This is a genomic window from Vibrio marinisediminis (assembly GCF_014050145.1).
GTDB lineage: Bacteria > Pseudomonadota > Gammaproteobacteria > Enterobacterales > Vibrionaceae > Vibrio > Vibrio marinisediminis.
Window position 1 is genome coordinate 58830 of the sequence record NZ_JACFYF010000006.1, and the last position, 15305, is coordinate 74134.

The 15305-nt window shown below is 43.9% G+C and carries 12 protein-coding genes; 8 read left to right on the forward strand and 4 right to left on the reverse strand.

Annotated features, from left to right (window positions below; all coding sequences use genetic code 11):
* Positions 1-23 precede the first annotated feature (23 nt).
* Entirely contained in the window at positions 24-1451 is a 1428-nt protein-coding gene (locus tag H2O73_RS11350) for a bifunctional NUDIX hydrolase/phosphatase PAP2 family protein (RefSeq protein ID WP_182108965.1), read from the reverse strand.
* The gene (locus H2O73_RS11355) at positions 1451-1921 is read right to left on the reverse strand and encodes a GNAT family N-acetyltransferase (RefSeq protein ID WP_182109122.1); all 471 of its coding nucleotides are present in this window, start codon (positions 1919-1921) and stop codon (positions 1451-1453) included. Before H2O73_RS11355 ends, H2O73_RS11350 begins: the two co-directional genes overlap by 1 nt.
* 446 nt (positions 1922-2367) lie before the next feature.
* Here H2O73_RS11355 and H2O73_RS11360 point away from each other — a divergent pair, with 446 nt between their 5' ends.
* From H2O73_RS11360 to H2O73_RS11370, 3 genes are all read left to right on the forward strand, one after another.
* Positions 2368-3339, forward strand: coding sequence for a tripartite tricarboxylate transporter substrate binding protein (locus tag H2O73_RS11360; RefSeq protein ID WP_182108966.1), 972 nt, complete (start codon positions 2368-2370; stop codon positions 3337-3339).
* A gap of 176 nt (positions 3340-3515) precedes the next feature.
* Positions 3516-4028, forward strand: coding sequence for a tripartite tricarboxylate transporter TctB family protein (locus H2O73_RS11365; protein WP_182108967.1), 513 nt, complete (start codon positions 3516-3518; stop codon positions 4026-4028).
* Between the two features lie 17 nt (positions 4029-4045).
* On the forward strand, positions 4046-5578 hold the full coding sequence (locus tag H2O73_RS11370; protein ID WP_182108968.1) for a tripartite tricarboxylate transporter permease: 1533 nt from the start codon (positions 4046-4048) through the stop codon (positions 5576-5578).
* Between the two features lie 56 nt (positions 5579-5634).
* Here the strand turns inward: H2O73_RS11370 and H2O73_RS11375 are convergent, their stop codons facing one another.
* Entirely contained in the window at positions 5635-8781 is a 3147-nt protein-coding gene (locus H2O73_RS11375) for an HD domain-containing phosphohydrolase (protein WP_182108969.1), read from the reverse strand.
* A 284-nt stretch (positions 8782-9065) separates the two neighbouring features.
* On the opposite strand from H2O73_RS11375, the gene H2O73_RS11380 reads away from it, so the two are divergent.
* The 5 genes from H2O73_RS11380 (at position 9066) to H2O73_RS11400 (ending at position 14166) form a co-directional block, all read left to right on the forward strand.
* Entirely contained in the window at positions 9066-10490 is a 1425-nt protein-coding gene (locus tag H2O73_RS11380) for a TolC family protein (RefSeq protein ID WP_182108970.1), read from the forward strand.
* Positions 10491-10499: 9 nt separating this feature from the next.
* Positions 10500-11474 (forward strand): HlyD family secretion protein, encoded by a 975-nt coding sequence (locus H2O73_RS11385; RefSeq protein ID WP_182108971.1) that lies wholly within the window; start codon positions 10500-10502, stop codon positions 11472-11474.
* Entirely contained in the window at positions 11474-12619 is a 1146-nt protein-coding gene (locus H2O73_RS11390; protein ID WP_182108972.1) for an ABC transporter permease, read from the forward strand. Before H2O73_RS11385 ends, H2O73_RS11390 begins: the two co-directional genes overlap by 1 nt.
* Positions 12619-13767: an ABC transporter permease gene (locus H2O73_RS11395; RefSeq protein ID WP_182109123.1), complete on the forward strand. Its 1149-nt coding sequence runs from the start codon at positions 12619-12621 to the stop codon at positions 13765-13767. The genes H2O73_RS11390 and H2O73_RS11395 overlap by 1 nt, the downstream gene beginning before the upstream one ends.
* Before the next feature lie 138 nt (positions 13768-13905).
* A complete protein-coding gene (locus H2O73_RS11400; protein WP_182108973.1) occupies positions 13906-14166 on the forward strand; it encodes a DNA polymerase III subunit epsilon in 261 nt (86 codons plus the stop codon).
* Positions 14167-14422: 256 nt separating this feature from the next.
* On the opposite strand, the gene H2O73_RS11405 is transcribed toward H2O73_RS11400, so the two are convergent.
* Positions 14423-15265, reverse strand: coding sequence for a LysR family transcriptional regulator (locus H2O73_RS11405; protein WP_182108974.1), 843 nt, complete (start codon positions 15263-15265; stop codon positions 14423-14425).
* Between the last annotated feature and the right edge of the window lie 40 nt (positions 15266-15305).

Sequence of the window (15305 nt, forward strand, 5' to 3'; positions counted from 1 at the left end):
AAACAATCAAAGACCTAGCCACGCTAGGTCTTTTTCTTTTCCAAACGGTTTTGATGCCAAAGTAAGCCAGCCGTAAATACCATAAATAACAAGGGCAACTGCATAACCTCAACAACCAAAGAGTGCAAATTACTGCTATCTACTAAAGTATGTACCTCACCAATAACCAACAATGTTAAACCCAACACTACACTCATAGCCGCTGCAAATTTCAAATCAAAACCGCGTGGTAACTTCACTAAAATAATCACCAACAATACGCTTAATGCAACAAGTGCCATTTGCAAAAGCATCGGTGTTTGCCAAACAACCAATAACACCGCTGATACACACATGAGCATTAACCAAACGCCTTTCTGGTTGAAGATCTCTTTGGCTGGTTTACCTATCTTAATGTCTAGACGAGACATGTGCCATGCGCATAACCAACCTAACAATAAGCCTGCAAAGCTATCAACGAGAAAAGCGCTACCACTATAGAAAAGCGCAGCCACCAGCCACATTAAAATCGTCGCACCAAGTGCGGATACCTTATTCCACCCTCTAAGCCCTAACTGATTTATCAACATGCTGAAACTAATAGTCCACAGTGCAACAGCTAAGCTGGGTAAACCGAAACCAATTTGGTCTGCCATATTGAGACTAGGTTGGTACACGTAAGGTCTCGGCAACTGGAATCCAAGCTTCCCAACTTGGACAATCAATGCCCCAACCATCAACGTAAACATAAGCTTCAGAGTGAAGTCACGTCCAAATTGCGCATAGCAAATCGGCAATAACAACAGCCACCAATGTGAGGTAAAAACGAGCCCAGTCAGTAGCGCTAAATTAATTATTTCAACAAACGTTGACGGTAGGTGTAACAGAAATGATTGCGCTTTTGCTATCCACTGTAACTCAGGCTGGTTAAATCTAGGCGCAGCATCAACTAAACTCTCAACATAACTGGTTGGCTGATCCGTCGCTTGTTGGTATAGCGCTTGTACAAACTCCCACTGTAGAGGATAACGGTAGTCTTCAGCACTCAAGTAAAACGGGTCAATTAATCTTGCTTGGGAGACTTCAAGTCCGTAATGAGGCGCGAACCAAATAGGTAGGATGTGTCCACCGACTTTATCTTGTTGACCAAAAGCAATCAGATCAGAATCTGAAACACAGTCATAATAAATCGCGCTATCACTTCGACCTAACTCATCACCCACTGTTACAACAAGCCCTGTTTCTTCCCACGCTTCGCGTTGCGCCGCAAGCTGTGGCTGTTCATTTGGGTTTATCGTGCCTGCTGGCAATGACCATTTCCCAGTTAATATTTCATCCACCATAACCAATTGCGAGTCAGATTTTATAATACAGACAGCGCCTTTTGGTTGTGCATTTGCATTAAAAGCAAATATCAGCAATGCAGAAACAATCAACGAATGAATACCTAAGTATTGGGCAATGTTTTTCATTAAAGTACTTTTCTCAACCAATGGATATGGTGTGCGAAGCCGGTTTTAGAGTAGAACTGACAGGCGGATTGGTTAAAGTTCCACACTTCAACAAATACTTGCTGGACGCCGTACTCTTCAAAACGTTGTTCTAAAACTTGATATAGGCTCTGCGCGACTTTCTGACTTCGGAAATCTGGTAGTACATATAATTCATCGACACTACCCATTTGCACTGGCTTGCTAACCGTTGAAATTAGCTCGCAGAAATGCCCCGTAATGAATCCAATCACCTGCTCTTCTAACAAGGTAACAAAAACCAAGCACTCTGGATTATCTAAATATCGAGCAATACTTTTCTCTTGTTCTATTTCGAGTGCGGTTTTAAAACTCACAGGATCTTGAAGGTGATGCTCATGATGCAATTGATACATAAGCTCATTGAGCTGTTCTAAATCTGTGACCTTAGCGGGACGAATGGTAAACACAATAAATCTCAAACCAATACATAATAACGGTAGTGTGCGATGAAGCTAGTTCAGTTTCAACTGATTAATCCCCACAAGTTATGCGGTAATCAAAGATGACACAATTCAAAACCTCTCATTATATTATGTATTTACATCACCCCATTGCTGAGTATGGCGAACTGCACCGCAAAAAAACGAAGATTTCCTGAAACGTTTAGCGCGGTGAACAATATGAACAAAATAGTCACAATGGTTATTAATCCCTTTATCTTGGCTTTATAGATATTAAATTAACCCGCACGTAACCTAAATATAACCAACAAGTAACGCATAACCATGAAATCACTAATCAGTACCAACCTAGACATATGAATAATTGCCTCTAATATAGGAAAGAAGATTATTCAATCTATTGCATTGATTGGAGTATTTAAGCGCTAGGCGCGTCAACATAAGGAACGTGAAACATGTTAAAGGGATTAAAAACAACCTTAGCTGTATCGATAATCGCTACATCTTCTTCATTTAGTACCTTCGCAGCCGATATTGAGAAAATTCACTTTCTCATCCCTGGCGGTGCCGGAGGCGGCTGGGATATGACTGCACGTGGTACTGGAGACGTGCTAATGAAAGAAGAACTGGTTGAAAATGTCTCCTTTCAAAACCTGTCTGGTGGCGGTGGTGGTAAAGCAATTGCCCATTTAATCGAAACGGCTGAACGCCAAGAAGATACCTTGATGGTCAACTCCACCCCTATCGTAGTTAGATCGCTAACGGGTGTATTTCCACAATCATTTCGAGACCTTACACCCGTTGCCGCAACAATTGCCGATTACGGTGCGATTGTAACAACACCCGACTCTCCATTTAACTCATGGGACGATGTTGTAAAAGCGTTTAAAGAAGATCCGCGCCAAGTTAAAGTCGCAGGTGGCTCTGCTCGAGGTAGTATGGACCATCTCGTCATCGCCGCGGCGTTTAAGGGTGAAGGCTTTGATGCACGAAAAGTGCGCTACATTGCTTATGATGCTGGTGGTAAAGCAATGGCTGCACTGCTCTCTGGCGAGACCCCACTACTTTCAACTGGTCTAGGTGAAGTACTGGAAATGTCAAAAACTGGGCAGGTAAAAGTTCTTGCCGTGACAGCACCTAAACGTTTAGATGCCGCGCCAGACATCCCAACCTTGACGGAGTATGGTAATGAAACTGTCTTCGCTAATTGGCGTGGTTTCTTTGCCGCTCCAGGCGTTAGCCAAGAAAAAATCAACGAGTGGAATGCTGCACTAAGCAAAATGTACAGCACCGACCAGTGGCAAGTTGTTCGCGACCGCAATGGTTGGATCGACAACTACAAAGCAGATAAAGATTTTTTCACTTTCCTAGAAGATCAAGAAACGCAAATGGGTAACCTTATGCGCGAACTCGGTTTCCTAAAATAGTCTCACGCTTTTGGGCTGGTTACACACCAGCCCAATACCCCACCCAGTCGCCTATTTTGCTTGTTACTCTACCGTCTAACGCTCAGCGATTTTCGCTTTTGAGCCAATGACGTCCCTGTAACAAACGCAAAATGATGGGCTTAGATGTTCACCGATTCGAATTTTTGGAGTTTGCTATGTCGGAATCGCCGTCTCGTTCCACTGCATCCTTTCTTTCTAAGAAAAATCTCTTGTGTCGCGACCGTATAGGCGCGCTTATTTTCCTTGTAGTTTGCTTGTGTTATGGATACCAAACGACACAAATCCCACTTTTTCCCGGAGATGAGTACGAACCATTTACAGCAAGAACGCTGCCAACCATCCTCACGTTTATCGGAATTGCACTTGCTCTACTGCTATTGATCTCTGCCGACAACAACGATGAAGCCTTTGAGGTTCGACACTTCAATTGGAAACTGCTCGCTGGATTCATCGTATTAATGGCTCTGTATGGCATTGGTTTGACCTATGTTGGTTTCGTTCTCGCGACGATAGCTTTCCTACTTGCTGGCTTTTTCATCCTTGGTGAGCGACGTAAAAAAGTGTTATTTGGAGCCTCTATCCCGTTTGTTATCGCTTTCTACTTGTTGCTGACCCAAGGGCTTGATGTCTACCTTGAACCCGGTTTGCTGTTTTTGATGTGGTCATAATAAATAGGATTTAAGTTATGTTAGATGGAATCTTACAAGGATTATCAACAGCGATAATGCCTATGAACATTATGATGGTCATTGTCGGGTGTTTTGTCGGCACATTCATTGGAATGTTACCCGGGCTTGGTCCAATCTCTGCGATCGCATTGATGATCCCAATTACATATGGTTTAGAGCCCTCTTCCGGTTTGATTCTAATGGCCGGTGTTTATTATGGTGCAGTCTTTGGTGGTTCAACGTCCTCAATATTAATCAACGCACCAGGCTGCTCTTCGACAGTCGTTACCGCCTTTGATGGCTACCCGATGGCTAAAAATGGTATGGCAGGTAAAGCACTGGCGCTTGCCGCATACTCATCTTTTACTGGTGGTACGTTATCAGCAATCATGTTGCTAGTAGCAGCGCCAGCGCTAGCTAAAGTTTCTCTTAGTTTTCAATCTTCAGATTACTTTGCCTTAATGATCCTCGGTTTATCCGCAGTTGCCGCCTTTGCGGGCAAAGGGCAAGTGCTTAAAGCGTGGATGATGACCATTCTTGGTTTGATGCTCTCTACCGTGGGTATCGATAAAGGTGTCGGTGTCGAGCGCTTTACTTTTGGCATCACCGACCTTATGGATGGTTTCAGCTTCCTGCTTCTCGCAATGGCGACATTTGCACTGGGTGAAACCTTAATGGGAGTGCTTAAACCAAATAAAGATACCCGAGACGATGAGCAAAGCGAACTGGCAAATATCGGTAGCATGAAAGTCACCAAAGAAGAGATTAAAGAAGTCGCACCTGTGTCGATTCGCTCATCCATACTTGGCTTTTTCACTGGGGTTTTGCCCGGAGCAGGCGCCACCATTGCCGCATTTTTAAGTTATGGCATGGAGCGTAATCTCGCACCCAAAGACAAAAAAGAGCAATTTGGTAAAGGCAGTATTCGTGGGCTTGTAGCACCAGAATCCGCCAATAATGCCGCATCTAGTGGTTCATTTGTGCCACTACTCACACTCGGTATTCCAGGCTCCGGTACCACCGCAATCATGTTAGGTGCACTCATTGCCTATGGCATTCAACCTGGACCTCGCTTGTTTGTTGATCACCCAGATGTCTTTTGGTCGGTGATTATTTCAATGTACATTGGTAACATCGTGTTAGTGATTTTAAACCTTCCGTTGATCCCTTACATATCTAAATTGCTAGCCGTGCCAAGAACCGTATTACTGCCAATGATTTTGTTTTTCTCTATTACTGGTGTGTATTTGGTTTCATTCAATACGATGGATGTGTTTATCATGATCCTGATTGCAATGGCGGCAATCGCGCTTAGGTTAGCCAACTTCCCTCTTGCTCCGCTACTTCTCGGTTTTATATTGGGTGGTTTGATGGAGGAAAACTTGCGTCGAGCATTGATGATTAGTGATGGCGAGCTTAGCTTCTTATGGGAGCGCCCGATAACACTGGTATTTTCAGTGTTAGCCGTATTGATTCTACTCAGCCCTATATTGCTCACAGGCATCAAACGATTGTTACCAAAATCAAAGGTCAATTCTGTCGCTGACTAAACCTCATTAACACGCCATGGTACATATAAAAAAGGAGCTCAATCGAGCTCCTTTTACTATGCAGGCTGAGAATCCTTTATGTATTTACTCAAATCTACTTTATCTATTTGCTGTGGTGGCAAAAATGCCTCGGCATATTGTTCAAATCCACCACTAGTAAGAAACAGCATAAACAAGTCATAATCGATATGCTTGTTGAGCGCCATACTGTGCATTATATCAATCGCAATACTTAGCGGCTTCGCTTTCTTGTATGGTCGATCAGCGGCGGTCAATGCTTCAAAAATGTCCGCTATAGCGAGAATTCTTTCCGGTACGGATAATTCACTACCGTCCAGCTTTCTCGGGTATCCCTTACCATCAAGTGTTTCATGGTGCGTCGAGGCATAACGCGGTACCTTCGCAAGCTCAGGTGGAAACGGCAGCGCCTCTAACATTTTGATACCACTAATCATATGTTCGTTGATTTTGAAGCGGTCCTCGGCGGTCAACGTACCGCGCGAAATGGTCAAATTATACAGTTCCCCCTGATTATATTGATGCTCTGGCACTTCAATATTAAGCCCAAGGGTTGGATCTAACTCAAACGGATTCACGCGATGAATAATGTGCTCAGGCTTATCAGACAGCAATGACTCTTCTGTCGGTAATGTTTCCTCTACTGGCATTTTGCTCAGTTCTTCAAATGGCGATAGCCCTAAACGATTATCAAAATGCCTTAGCCATTTTTGCTGAGCTATTTGCCTTACTCTTGCCACTTTGTCATCACTCATAAACTCACCTCCGACATTCGCGTTAGCAACAAATTCAAAATCTTGTTGTAATTGCGAGTGACGTTGATGCATTTGCTCGAACGCTTCAGATTTAGATTGTTTTTGTTCCAACACCGCTTTCAAATATTCAATTTCAGCGTCTCTCCATAGCACTTCAAAACGCGTTCTGATTTCATGTATACGGTTGTAATTGGCTTCTAATTTTGTCCCCTTATCAACAATGTGTTCTGGCGTGGTGATTTTGCCGCAATCATGTAACCAAGCGGCAATTCTAAACTCTCTTCGCTCATCATCATTGTTGAACTTGAAGCCTTTGAATTTACCCGTGGTTGATTGCTCTGCGATGTTAGCCAGCATAATGCCTAACTCTGGCACACGATTACAGTGCCCTGCGGTATATGGGGATTTGTCATCGATAGCCTGTGCGATCAAACAAATGAAGGCATCAATAAACGCTTCGCGTTCTTTATGATACTTCTCGATTTCTTTTACCATCTCAACCATAGATTCAGACAGTTCATGAACTTCTTTGATATGGCTATCTACCAATTGCACTTGTGAGAATTTTCGCTGCTTAATTAACGTCGTCTCAGCACGTAATTGGGTGATAGGTTTAACAATCGGTGAACCGCAAACCCAAGCGATAGGTAAAATGATGATCATCGCCAGCGCAGTGATACCCATTGAGGTTATCAAACGGTCGAAAACTTGTGCGGTAATAATATTCTTAGGCACAACAACGGCAAAGTACTCTTGCCCACTATTGTCCTCTGCTGATATTTGCGTGACATATAGATAGTTCTGGTCACCGTCAGCTAAGATCATCTGGCTGTGATTCTGTTTATCAAGCGCTAATTCGTAGAGTTGACGGTAAGGCACAAAGCCGCCTTTCGATACGTTTTCATCCAGCCATTTCAATTGCAATGCTTGGTTTTGCTGCTCAGTTACCTTTTCAAGCGCTTCACTCAATATTGGCAACAAACCGCTATTTTGCTTAGAAAGCAACAACTGAAATGGTACCCGACCCAAATCGCCTAACGGCTCAATAACTATCGTCTCAGTGTTTGCAATACCCTTCATTTCGTTCAGGGCTAAATAGCTGTCAATGACATAAGTCGCTTGTCCGTTTAACAGCTTATCTTGCGCAGCATCAAAACTAGCGACGGCTTGAATATTGGCATTGGGTTGTATGGAACGAATGACCTCTTCGACTCCACGCCCTTTCACTACCACCAGAGGTTGCTGCTTTAATTGAGCAAAGTTATCGAGTACTGGTTGCGTAGCAAGTGCCGCTATACCTAACGGTGCTGAATACAGCGTCATTCCAGCGACAGAAGATTCAACGTTCAGTTTATTGGTTACAGAATGGATAACATCGATCTTACCTTGATTAAACTTATCGACTAAGGCTTGAGAGTCAAACCCATTAACGAATTCGAATTGAATACCCGTCATTTTTGAAAGCAATTTTAAAGTATCAATTGCATAGCCTTGTGGTTCACCAGCTCGTGCGAAATCATAAGGTCCCCAATTATTTTGATTAGAGACCACCAGCGTCGGTGTCGCTCTAACGAGTTCGGCTTGCTGTTGGGTCAGCGCCATAGGCTTCGCTGCTGGAATACTTATTTGCGTTCGCTCTGGAAGGTTCGACGCAATCACCTCTCCGTGCTGATTAAATAAAAATGCCTCTATACCTTGCGCATCTTTAATTCCCATCGCATCTGCACTTATTTTGGAGCTGACTGATGACAGCACAATATCAACACCAATTACCGATGTTTTACTTCGAGTGGAATAAGTTTGCCCAGTGATTTTAAGGTGTTTAAATAGATAGGGATCTGTTTTGTAAACAGAATCTGTTTTTGCACCGTGGTACCACGGTCTTTGGGAAGGGAAATAGTTACTTGATTCTGATTCAATTCGTGTACGGGTCAACTGCTTAGTTAAATACTCTGTTGTTCTTATTCGATTACTATCATCCCCGCGAATGTTAATTAGCACCCACCGATCTCGTTCCTCTGCATTAAGTTTCTCTCGAACAATTGGCGATGACTCCAAATTGATGATCTGATAGAAGTCTTCACGCTCGTTGCCGTAGTAAAGACTGTAGAACATCGGGTTATCTTTAAGGACTTGAAGAAATATGTCGCGAGTCTCGCGTGCACTAAATTGCCTGTCTGCCGACGAAGATACGCTGCGTAAGATTTGTGCGCTACTAGTGGCATTAACTTCAATTTGTTGAATGTACTCACTTATCTCGGAACTTGCCATGGTCAGTTTCGTTAGCACATGTTCTTGCGACATTTGCCGGCTAAAATAATACTGCAAACTAATGGCTATCATTGCGGTAATAACCGTTGCAAAAATGAACATGGTGCCGACAGTAAAGCGAATGGAAAATTTTCTAGCCGAATGTGACGATTGATGCATCGTGTTTTGCCCTCCTTTGGCATACCTTTTGGGAGGTTTCGTTTTTATTGCTCTGTTTATCTTAAATAACTTAAGCCGCTTTGCTTCTAAACATCCCTATTAGAAACAAACTAGCCACCTAATACTAAACCAGTATTCAACTTACTGCACAAAAGTTCAACCAGCGACGAACAAAAGATAGACACATTTTTCAATTCAAAGCGAGACTTAGCTCAATTTGGTGAGAGTTTGCTCATGTATTTTTTAGAGTATATACTCTACTTTATTTTCATAAGCGAACTGCCATGAAACTGCGCCCATTTTCGATTCTTCTAGGTTGCATTGCGATCTCTCCTTTCGCACACAGTGCTGCCATAAGTTTTGACGAAGCTTGGCAGCTTTTGCAGCAAGATAACAATTCCATCGCGGCTCAACGCGCCAATGTTGAGCGGTATCAACACCTACAAAGTGCAACAGACGATCTCAATTTACCTAAAGTAACGCTAGGCGCTAACTTCACTCGATTAGATCAAGATGTGACGGTTTCAGGCGAACAATTACTTGAGAGTACCAACGGTTCTTTGTCGTCTCTTGGACCCGCCCTTGGCGCCATTATCCCACCGCCCGCGTTAGGTGGATTGATGAGCAGTTTAGGTTCTGTCACTTCCACTATCTCGGAACGCGATGTATTTACCTCTTCTATCCGTGCGATATGGCCCATTTTTACTGGCGGTCGCATCAGCGCGGCACAAAGTGCCGCTGAAGGTAAAACAGACGAAGCTCAGAGTCAGCTTGCCATGGAGACTCAAGCTCGGTTTGAAGATCTAAGCAAATACTATTTCAGTGTCGTGCTGGCAAAAGAAGTGGTTCACACCCGTAAACTAGTAGAGCAAGGCTTAACAGAGCATCGTGATAACGCGGTTAAACTGGAACAACAAGGTCAAATAGCACGAGTCGAACGCCTTCAAGCAGAGGCCGCACTTGATAAAGCTATTGTCGAACGTAAAAAAGCACAAAAGAGCGTCGAAATTGCACAGGCTGCACTGAGTGAAATTCTCAATCAAAGTTCACCTGTAGAGCCAAGAGCTCAGCTGTTTACCAATGAAAACTTGCCTCCACTTAGCGCTTTTGTTGATCAAACCCTAAGCACTTATCCTGGGCTTGAATTGCTCGAAGCTAAAGAGAAACAAGCATCAAGCTTAATAAAAGCAGAACAAGGTAAGTACTACCCAGAAGTTTATCTGTATGGCGACTACAGCTTGCACGAAGAAGATTCACTCGCCAGTCAAATGAAGCCTGATTGGATGGTGGGGATCGGTGTTAGCGTGCCATTGATTGACAACAGTGGTCGCAGTGAACAAGTGCAAGCCGCCCATAGTGCCGTTAGCCAAGTAAAATACTTAAAAGCACAAGCAAAACAGGATTTGTCCGTACTGGTTAAGAAAACTTACCTAGAAGCACAGCAAGCTCAAGAAGAAGTGACAGGGCTTGGCTCTAGCATTGATCTAGCAAAAGAGAACTTGAAGTTGCGAGAAAAAGCATTCTCTCAAGGTCTTTCAACATCAACTGATGTCGTTGATGCTCAGTTATATCTAGCAAGTATTCACACTCAGCGCGCCGCCGCGAGCTTTAACTACCTAATCTCGCTTGCCAAATTATTAGCGCTGTCTAACCAAATGAACAGTTTTGCTCAATATCAACATAATGCAATTGCAACGCACAGCCTGTAAGGAATCAAAATGAACAACAAAAAGAGCCTCGTACTATCGGCAGTGGCAATCGCAATGACTTCTTGGGTTGGCTATAGCTTCTATCAAGCCTATCAACCGAAACCGATTCACTTACAAGGTCAAATTGAATCACAGCAATACAGTATCTCTTCTAAAGTGGCTGGACGTATTGACCAAGTGCTCGTGCGTAAAGGCGATCAAGTCAAACAGGAAGAGTTGATCTTCACCATTCACAGCCCTGAAATTGAAGCCAAGCTCGAACAGGCAAAAGCCGGTGAAAAAGCTGCCGATGCACTTGCAAAAGAGGCAGAGCAAGGCGCAAGAACCCAGCAGATCCAAGCAGCCAAAGATCAATGGCAAAAAGCCAAAGCGGCAGCTGATTTAATGGAGAAAACCTTCCTTCGCGTCAACAACCTCTACAAAGATGGTGTGGTTGCCGAGCAAAAACGAGATGAAGCACAAACACAGTGGCAAGCTGCCAAATACACGCAAAGTGCCGCCTACCAAATGTACCAAATGGCAAAAGAAGGTGCGCGCTCTGAAACCAAACTCGCAGCCGCTGAAAAAGCGCGCATGGCTGCTGGCGCGGTAGCGGAAGTGGAAGCTTTTGCCGCTGATACTCAAATCAAGAGTTGGTTTAATGGCGAAGTATCTCAAGTACTACTGCAAAGCGGTGAACTCGCTCCACAGGGATTCCCAGTTGTTACTGTTATTGATACTCAGGACTCTTGGGCAGTATTAAATGTGCGTGAAGATTGGTTAAAGCACTTTAAGAAAGACAGCACGTTTAGCGCCTATCTCCCTGCTTTAGATCAAAACGTTGAATTCAAAGTAACTCACATCGCTGTAATGGGTGATTTTGCCACATGGCGCTCAACTGATGCTTCACAAGGTTTTGATTTAAGAACATTTGAAGTAGAAGCTAGACCGATTGATCATACGGTCGAACTACGTATGGGTATGAGTTTGGTGGTTGAGCTGTAATGCACATAAACGAGCATCCAGTAAGTCAATGGCAAATCATAAGACGAGATAGATGGCTTCTCTCTTGTCTTACTTGGATACCTATCGCCCTAGCCCTCTCAATTTGGGGGGTATTTTCTCAAGGGATCGCTCGTGACGTCCCTATCGCCGTTGTTGACCTTTCACACAGTGAAATGTCACGTACTCTGTCACGTTACTATGATGCCACCTCTTCAATGGCTGTAACCCAGCAATTGCAAAGCGTACAGCAAGCCAAACAAGCGCTCGTTCAAAGCGATATCTATGCCTACGCGGTAATACCTGCCAATTTTGAAGAAGATGTATACAAAGGTCTGATGCCACAAGTTTCTGTTTTTTACAACAGCCAGACAATTTTGATTGGTAAGTTAGTGAACTCTGCATTTGTGCAAGCGCAAGGCACGTTTAATGCTCAAATCGCTACCATTGCTAACTTATCCCATGGTAATCAGACTTTGAGCAGCGCAATGGGTAAAGCGGTACCAATTCGCTCTCAAATCACACCGCTATTCAATAAAAACAGTAACTATGCTCAGTTTTTGGTTTCAGCAATCATTCCTGCGCTTTGGCAAATCATTGTTGTGGTCAGCACCATTCTCATTTTGGCGGCGAATCATCGTCATCGAAAACTGCAAACCTGGTTCGGGAATCAGCCAGCAAAGGGGATTGTGACCACCCTTGCCCCCTACTTACCAGTTTTCATGCTACAAGGTTTTGCTTTTCTTTGTTGGTTCTACCTTGGCTTTGAATGGCCAATGAATGGCAGCTTACTCACCTTGGTGATTGCGCAGTTTGCAACCAGCATTGCCTGCATGATTATGGGGGGATTCTTCTTTTTTATGACATTAGACCCTGCCAGAGCAATGAGCTTTGCGGGCGCGTTTACCGCCCCTAGCTTCGCCTTTATGGGTATTACCTTCCCTGTAAATGATATGAGCAGCCTCGCACAGTTTTGGCGTAGTTTACTGCCCATTAGTCACTATATTGAAGTGCAAGTCAGCCAAGTGAGCTACGGTGCCGATTGGACGGTATCAATACAAGAACTCATTCCAATGCTTGGCTACGTATTACCATTTGTTTTGATGTTACTTCTCGCGAAAAAACACCGCCAACAGGAGCAAGCATGATGAACCTGTTCGAATTGCTCAAAGCCGAGCTCAAAGCGTTACTGACTAACCCAGTGGTTATGCTCACGGTATTTGGTGGGGTTGTGTTTTACTCATTTCTTTACCCGTTACCTTACAGTCATCAAACACCTCGCGAACAAACCGTAAGCGTAGTGAATTTAGACCACAGCCAAACCAGTTACCAACTAGAGAGAATGGTTGATGCCACCCCTCAAGTACGAGTAGTGCAACGAGATTCCTCTATTGAAGCAGCGAAATCTGCGTTTCTTGATGGCAAGATCAGTGGCATATTAGTCATTCCTGAACACTTCTATAAAGACTTGTTACTTGGGAAAAGCCCGACACTTTCTTACGCGGGCGATGCTTCTTATTTTCTCGTATACGGCACAATTGTCGAAGGTTTAGCACAGGCAGGTGGCACACTGGCGGCAAAAACAACGGTGAGTAAGCTCATTATTGAAGGCACACCAATTGAAAAAGCTGTCAACCAATATGCACCAACGCAACTAAATATGAAACCGACATTCAACCCACGTATGGGCTATGTCGACTATGTTGTACCAGCCGTGTTTGTGCTTATCCTACAACAAACCTTAGCGATGGCTGCGGGTTTAATGGGTGGCAGCCAGAAACATGGTAAAGGCTATTGGAGCCAAGCTTCTACCCTTAAGTTAGTGGCAGTACGTAGCTTGGTTTTGGTCGGTATTTATTACGTTCTTAGCATGTACTACTTTGGTGCGAGTTTCACTTTTCATGGCATAAACCAAATCGCGCATGCCTCCGAGCTACTCACCATGTTGCTCCCGTTTTTACTTTCATCATGTGCAATAGGTATTTGGCTTGGCGCTATATTACCAAGGCGTGAACTGGTCACGCTTGTGGTATTAATCAGCTCAATGCCGCTTGTATTTAGTGCTGGGTTTATTTGGCCCACTGAATCTATCCCTTCGGTGATTGTCTGGGCTGCGAACCTTTTCCCTAGCACCGCGGGTATACAAGGATTTTTAGCATTAAATCAAATGGGCGCAAGCTGGCAACAAGCGGCACCACATTTTACTCAGTTGTGGATTCAAGCAGTTGTGTGGTTATTGATTGCCATATTCACAATCAAAAACCAGAAAAAAACAACTAACGTTTGCCCCCACTAGAGCAACACAACGCTTGTAAATACCCGTATTCAAGGCGATATCTATGCTAAAATAACGCCATCAGCTATATGAATGACACCTCATTTATTTACCTGAAGGCAGCAGTCGGTCTGCCATTATTTAATAAAGGTATAAAACATGAGTAAATTAAGTTCAGCTGAGCGTAAAGCACGTGACAACGAACGTTTCTCTCAACGAGTGAATGAACGTCGTGAAAAAGGTGAAGATGTAGTCGCGTATGCGCTTACCAATAAGAAAGCCGTGAAATTTTTGACCAAATCAGAAAAAAAGTCACTCAATGAGCGCAAAGCGGCACTGCAAGAAGAGATTAAGATAAAAGAACAAGAAGAACTGAAAAGAATTGAAGAGTCATTTACCCTTGATACAAACGCAGAGTAAATGATATCCCCCAGCCTATTTAGCCACTATTTAGGCTGGAATTTAAGTAAGCAGAGCCCGTTTATGATTGATTGCCATCGGGACTATTCAAAGACAAAAAAGCGGCTTAAACCACGCATTTCCCTCAAGCTATAAAACCTGTTCTACTCACGATGTCGTCTTTTGGCAACAGTGAATGAACTAGAGATGTTTATCCACTTAGTACCGAAATTATTCTTTCAACGATGGAATGCCAAAGCACCAGCATTAAGTCAAATTAAGCGTCATGCGTTAGCTTCAGTTGCTGCAATTTCGCTAAGCACTCCTTATCTAATACTGGATGAGGCTCAGTGCCCGTAATCAAAACAATATCTACCGCAGGTAATGGTGGCATATTGTCGAGTATCTTAAGGTCGCGAGTGACACTGATTGATCCCATTGCCCCCACTGCCAGTCCTGAGCGAACGATAGCGCGTTGTGCTGAAGCGGTATTGCAGCACGCCAGCATTTGATACGGTGTGCCTCGTTTAGTTAAACAATCAATAGCCGCTGCGTGGTATTTGCAGTCTGCTTGAAATAAGGCGAGAGGCAAAGGTTGGGATTCACCTAGTTTAAAATCTGGATGACTAATCCACACGCCTTTATCGCTGGTAAGCCAGTACCCCTCTTCACTGCCCGGGGCACGAGTAACGATGGCTGCGTCCAGCTTTCCTTCATCGAGCTTTTCTCTCAAACTGGAGCTCGGTTCACTAAATACATGGATGGAACATGTGGGCTCGGCCTGCTGCAATACACGAATAACGTTTGGTAAAATGTTATCGTTATAGTCTTCTGGACACCCCAAACGTAAAGGGCGTTTATTCTCGTATCGTTTCACTTGTTTGAGAGCTTCGTTATGTAAACTGACTAACTGCTCGGCATGGGATCGCAGTGCCAATCCTGCCTCACTCAATACTAGGTTACGACCGTCTTTTTCAAATAAGTTAATGCTGAGTTCTTCTTCCAACTTACGCATTTGGGCACTAAATGCCGATTGGGTGCGGTTAATTCGCTTGGCGGCACGAGTAAAGCTACCGGTTTCCACAAAAGCGAGAAAGCTACGTAGCGCGTCGATATCCATATCCAAAATTCATCCATCGTTTTTGTTGAAGTATTCCATC

Excerpts from the sequence above, each read along its gene's own strand:
- H2O73_RS11390 (WP_182108972.1), top strand. The coding sequence starts at position 11,474 with ATGCACATAAACGAGCATCCAGTAAGTCAATGGCAAATCATAAGACGA.
- H2O73_RS11360 (WP_182108966.1), top strand. The coding sequence starts at position 2,368 with ATGTTAAAGGGATTAAAAACAACCTTAGCTGTATCGATAATCGCTACA.
- H2O73_RS11400 (WP_182108973.1), top strand. The coding sequence starts at position 13,906 with ATGAGTAAATTAAGTTCAGCTGAGCGTAAAGCACGTGACAACGAACGT.
- H2O73_RS11375 (WP_182108969.1), bottom strand. The coding sequence starts at position 8,781 with ATGCATCAATCGTCACATTCGGCTAGAAAATTTTCCATTCGCTTTACT.
- H2O73_RS11365 (WP_182108967.1), top strand. The coding sequence starts at position 3,516 with ATGTCGGAATCGCCGTCTCGTTCCACTGCATCCTTTCTTTCTAAGAAA.
- H2O73_RS11405 (WP_182108974.1), bottom strand. The coding sequence starts at position 15,265 with ATGGATATCGACGCGCTACGTAGCTTTCTCGCTTTTGTGGAAACCGGT.
- H2O73_RS11350 (WP_182108965.1), bottom strand. The coding sequence starts at position 1,451 with ATGAAAAACATTGCCCAATACTTAGGTATTCATTCGTTGATTGTTTCT.
- H2O73_RS11380 (WP_182108970.1), top strand. The coding sequence starts at position 9,066 with ATGAAACTGCGCCCATTTTCGATTCTTCTAGGTTGCATTGCGATCTCT.
- H2O73_RS11385 (WP_182108971.1), top strand. The coding sequence starts at position 10,500 with ATGAACAACAAAAAGAGCCTCGTACTATCGGCAGTGGCAATCGCAATG.
- H2O73_RS11395 (WP_182109123.1), top strand. The coding sequence starts at position 12,619 with ATGAACCTGTTCGAATTGCTCAAAGCCGAGCTCAAAGCGTTACTGACT.
- H2O73_RS11370 (WP_182108968.1), top strand. The coding sequence starts at position 4,046 with ATGTTAGATGGAATCTTACAAGGATTATCAACAGCGATAATGCCTATG.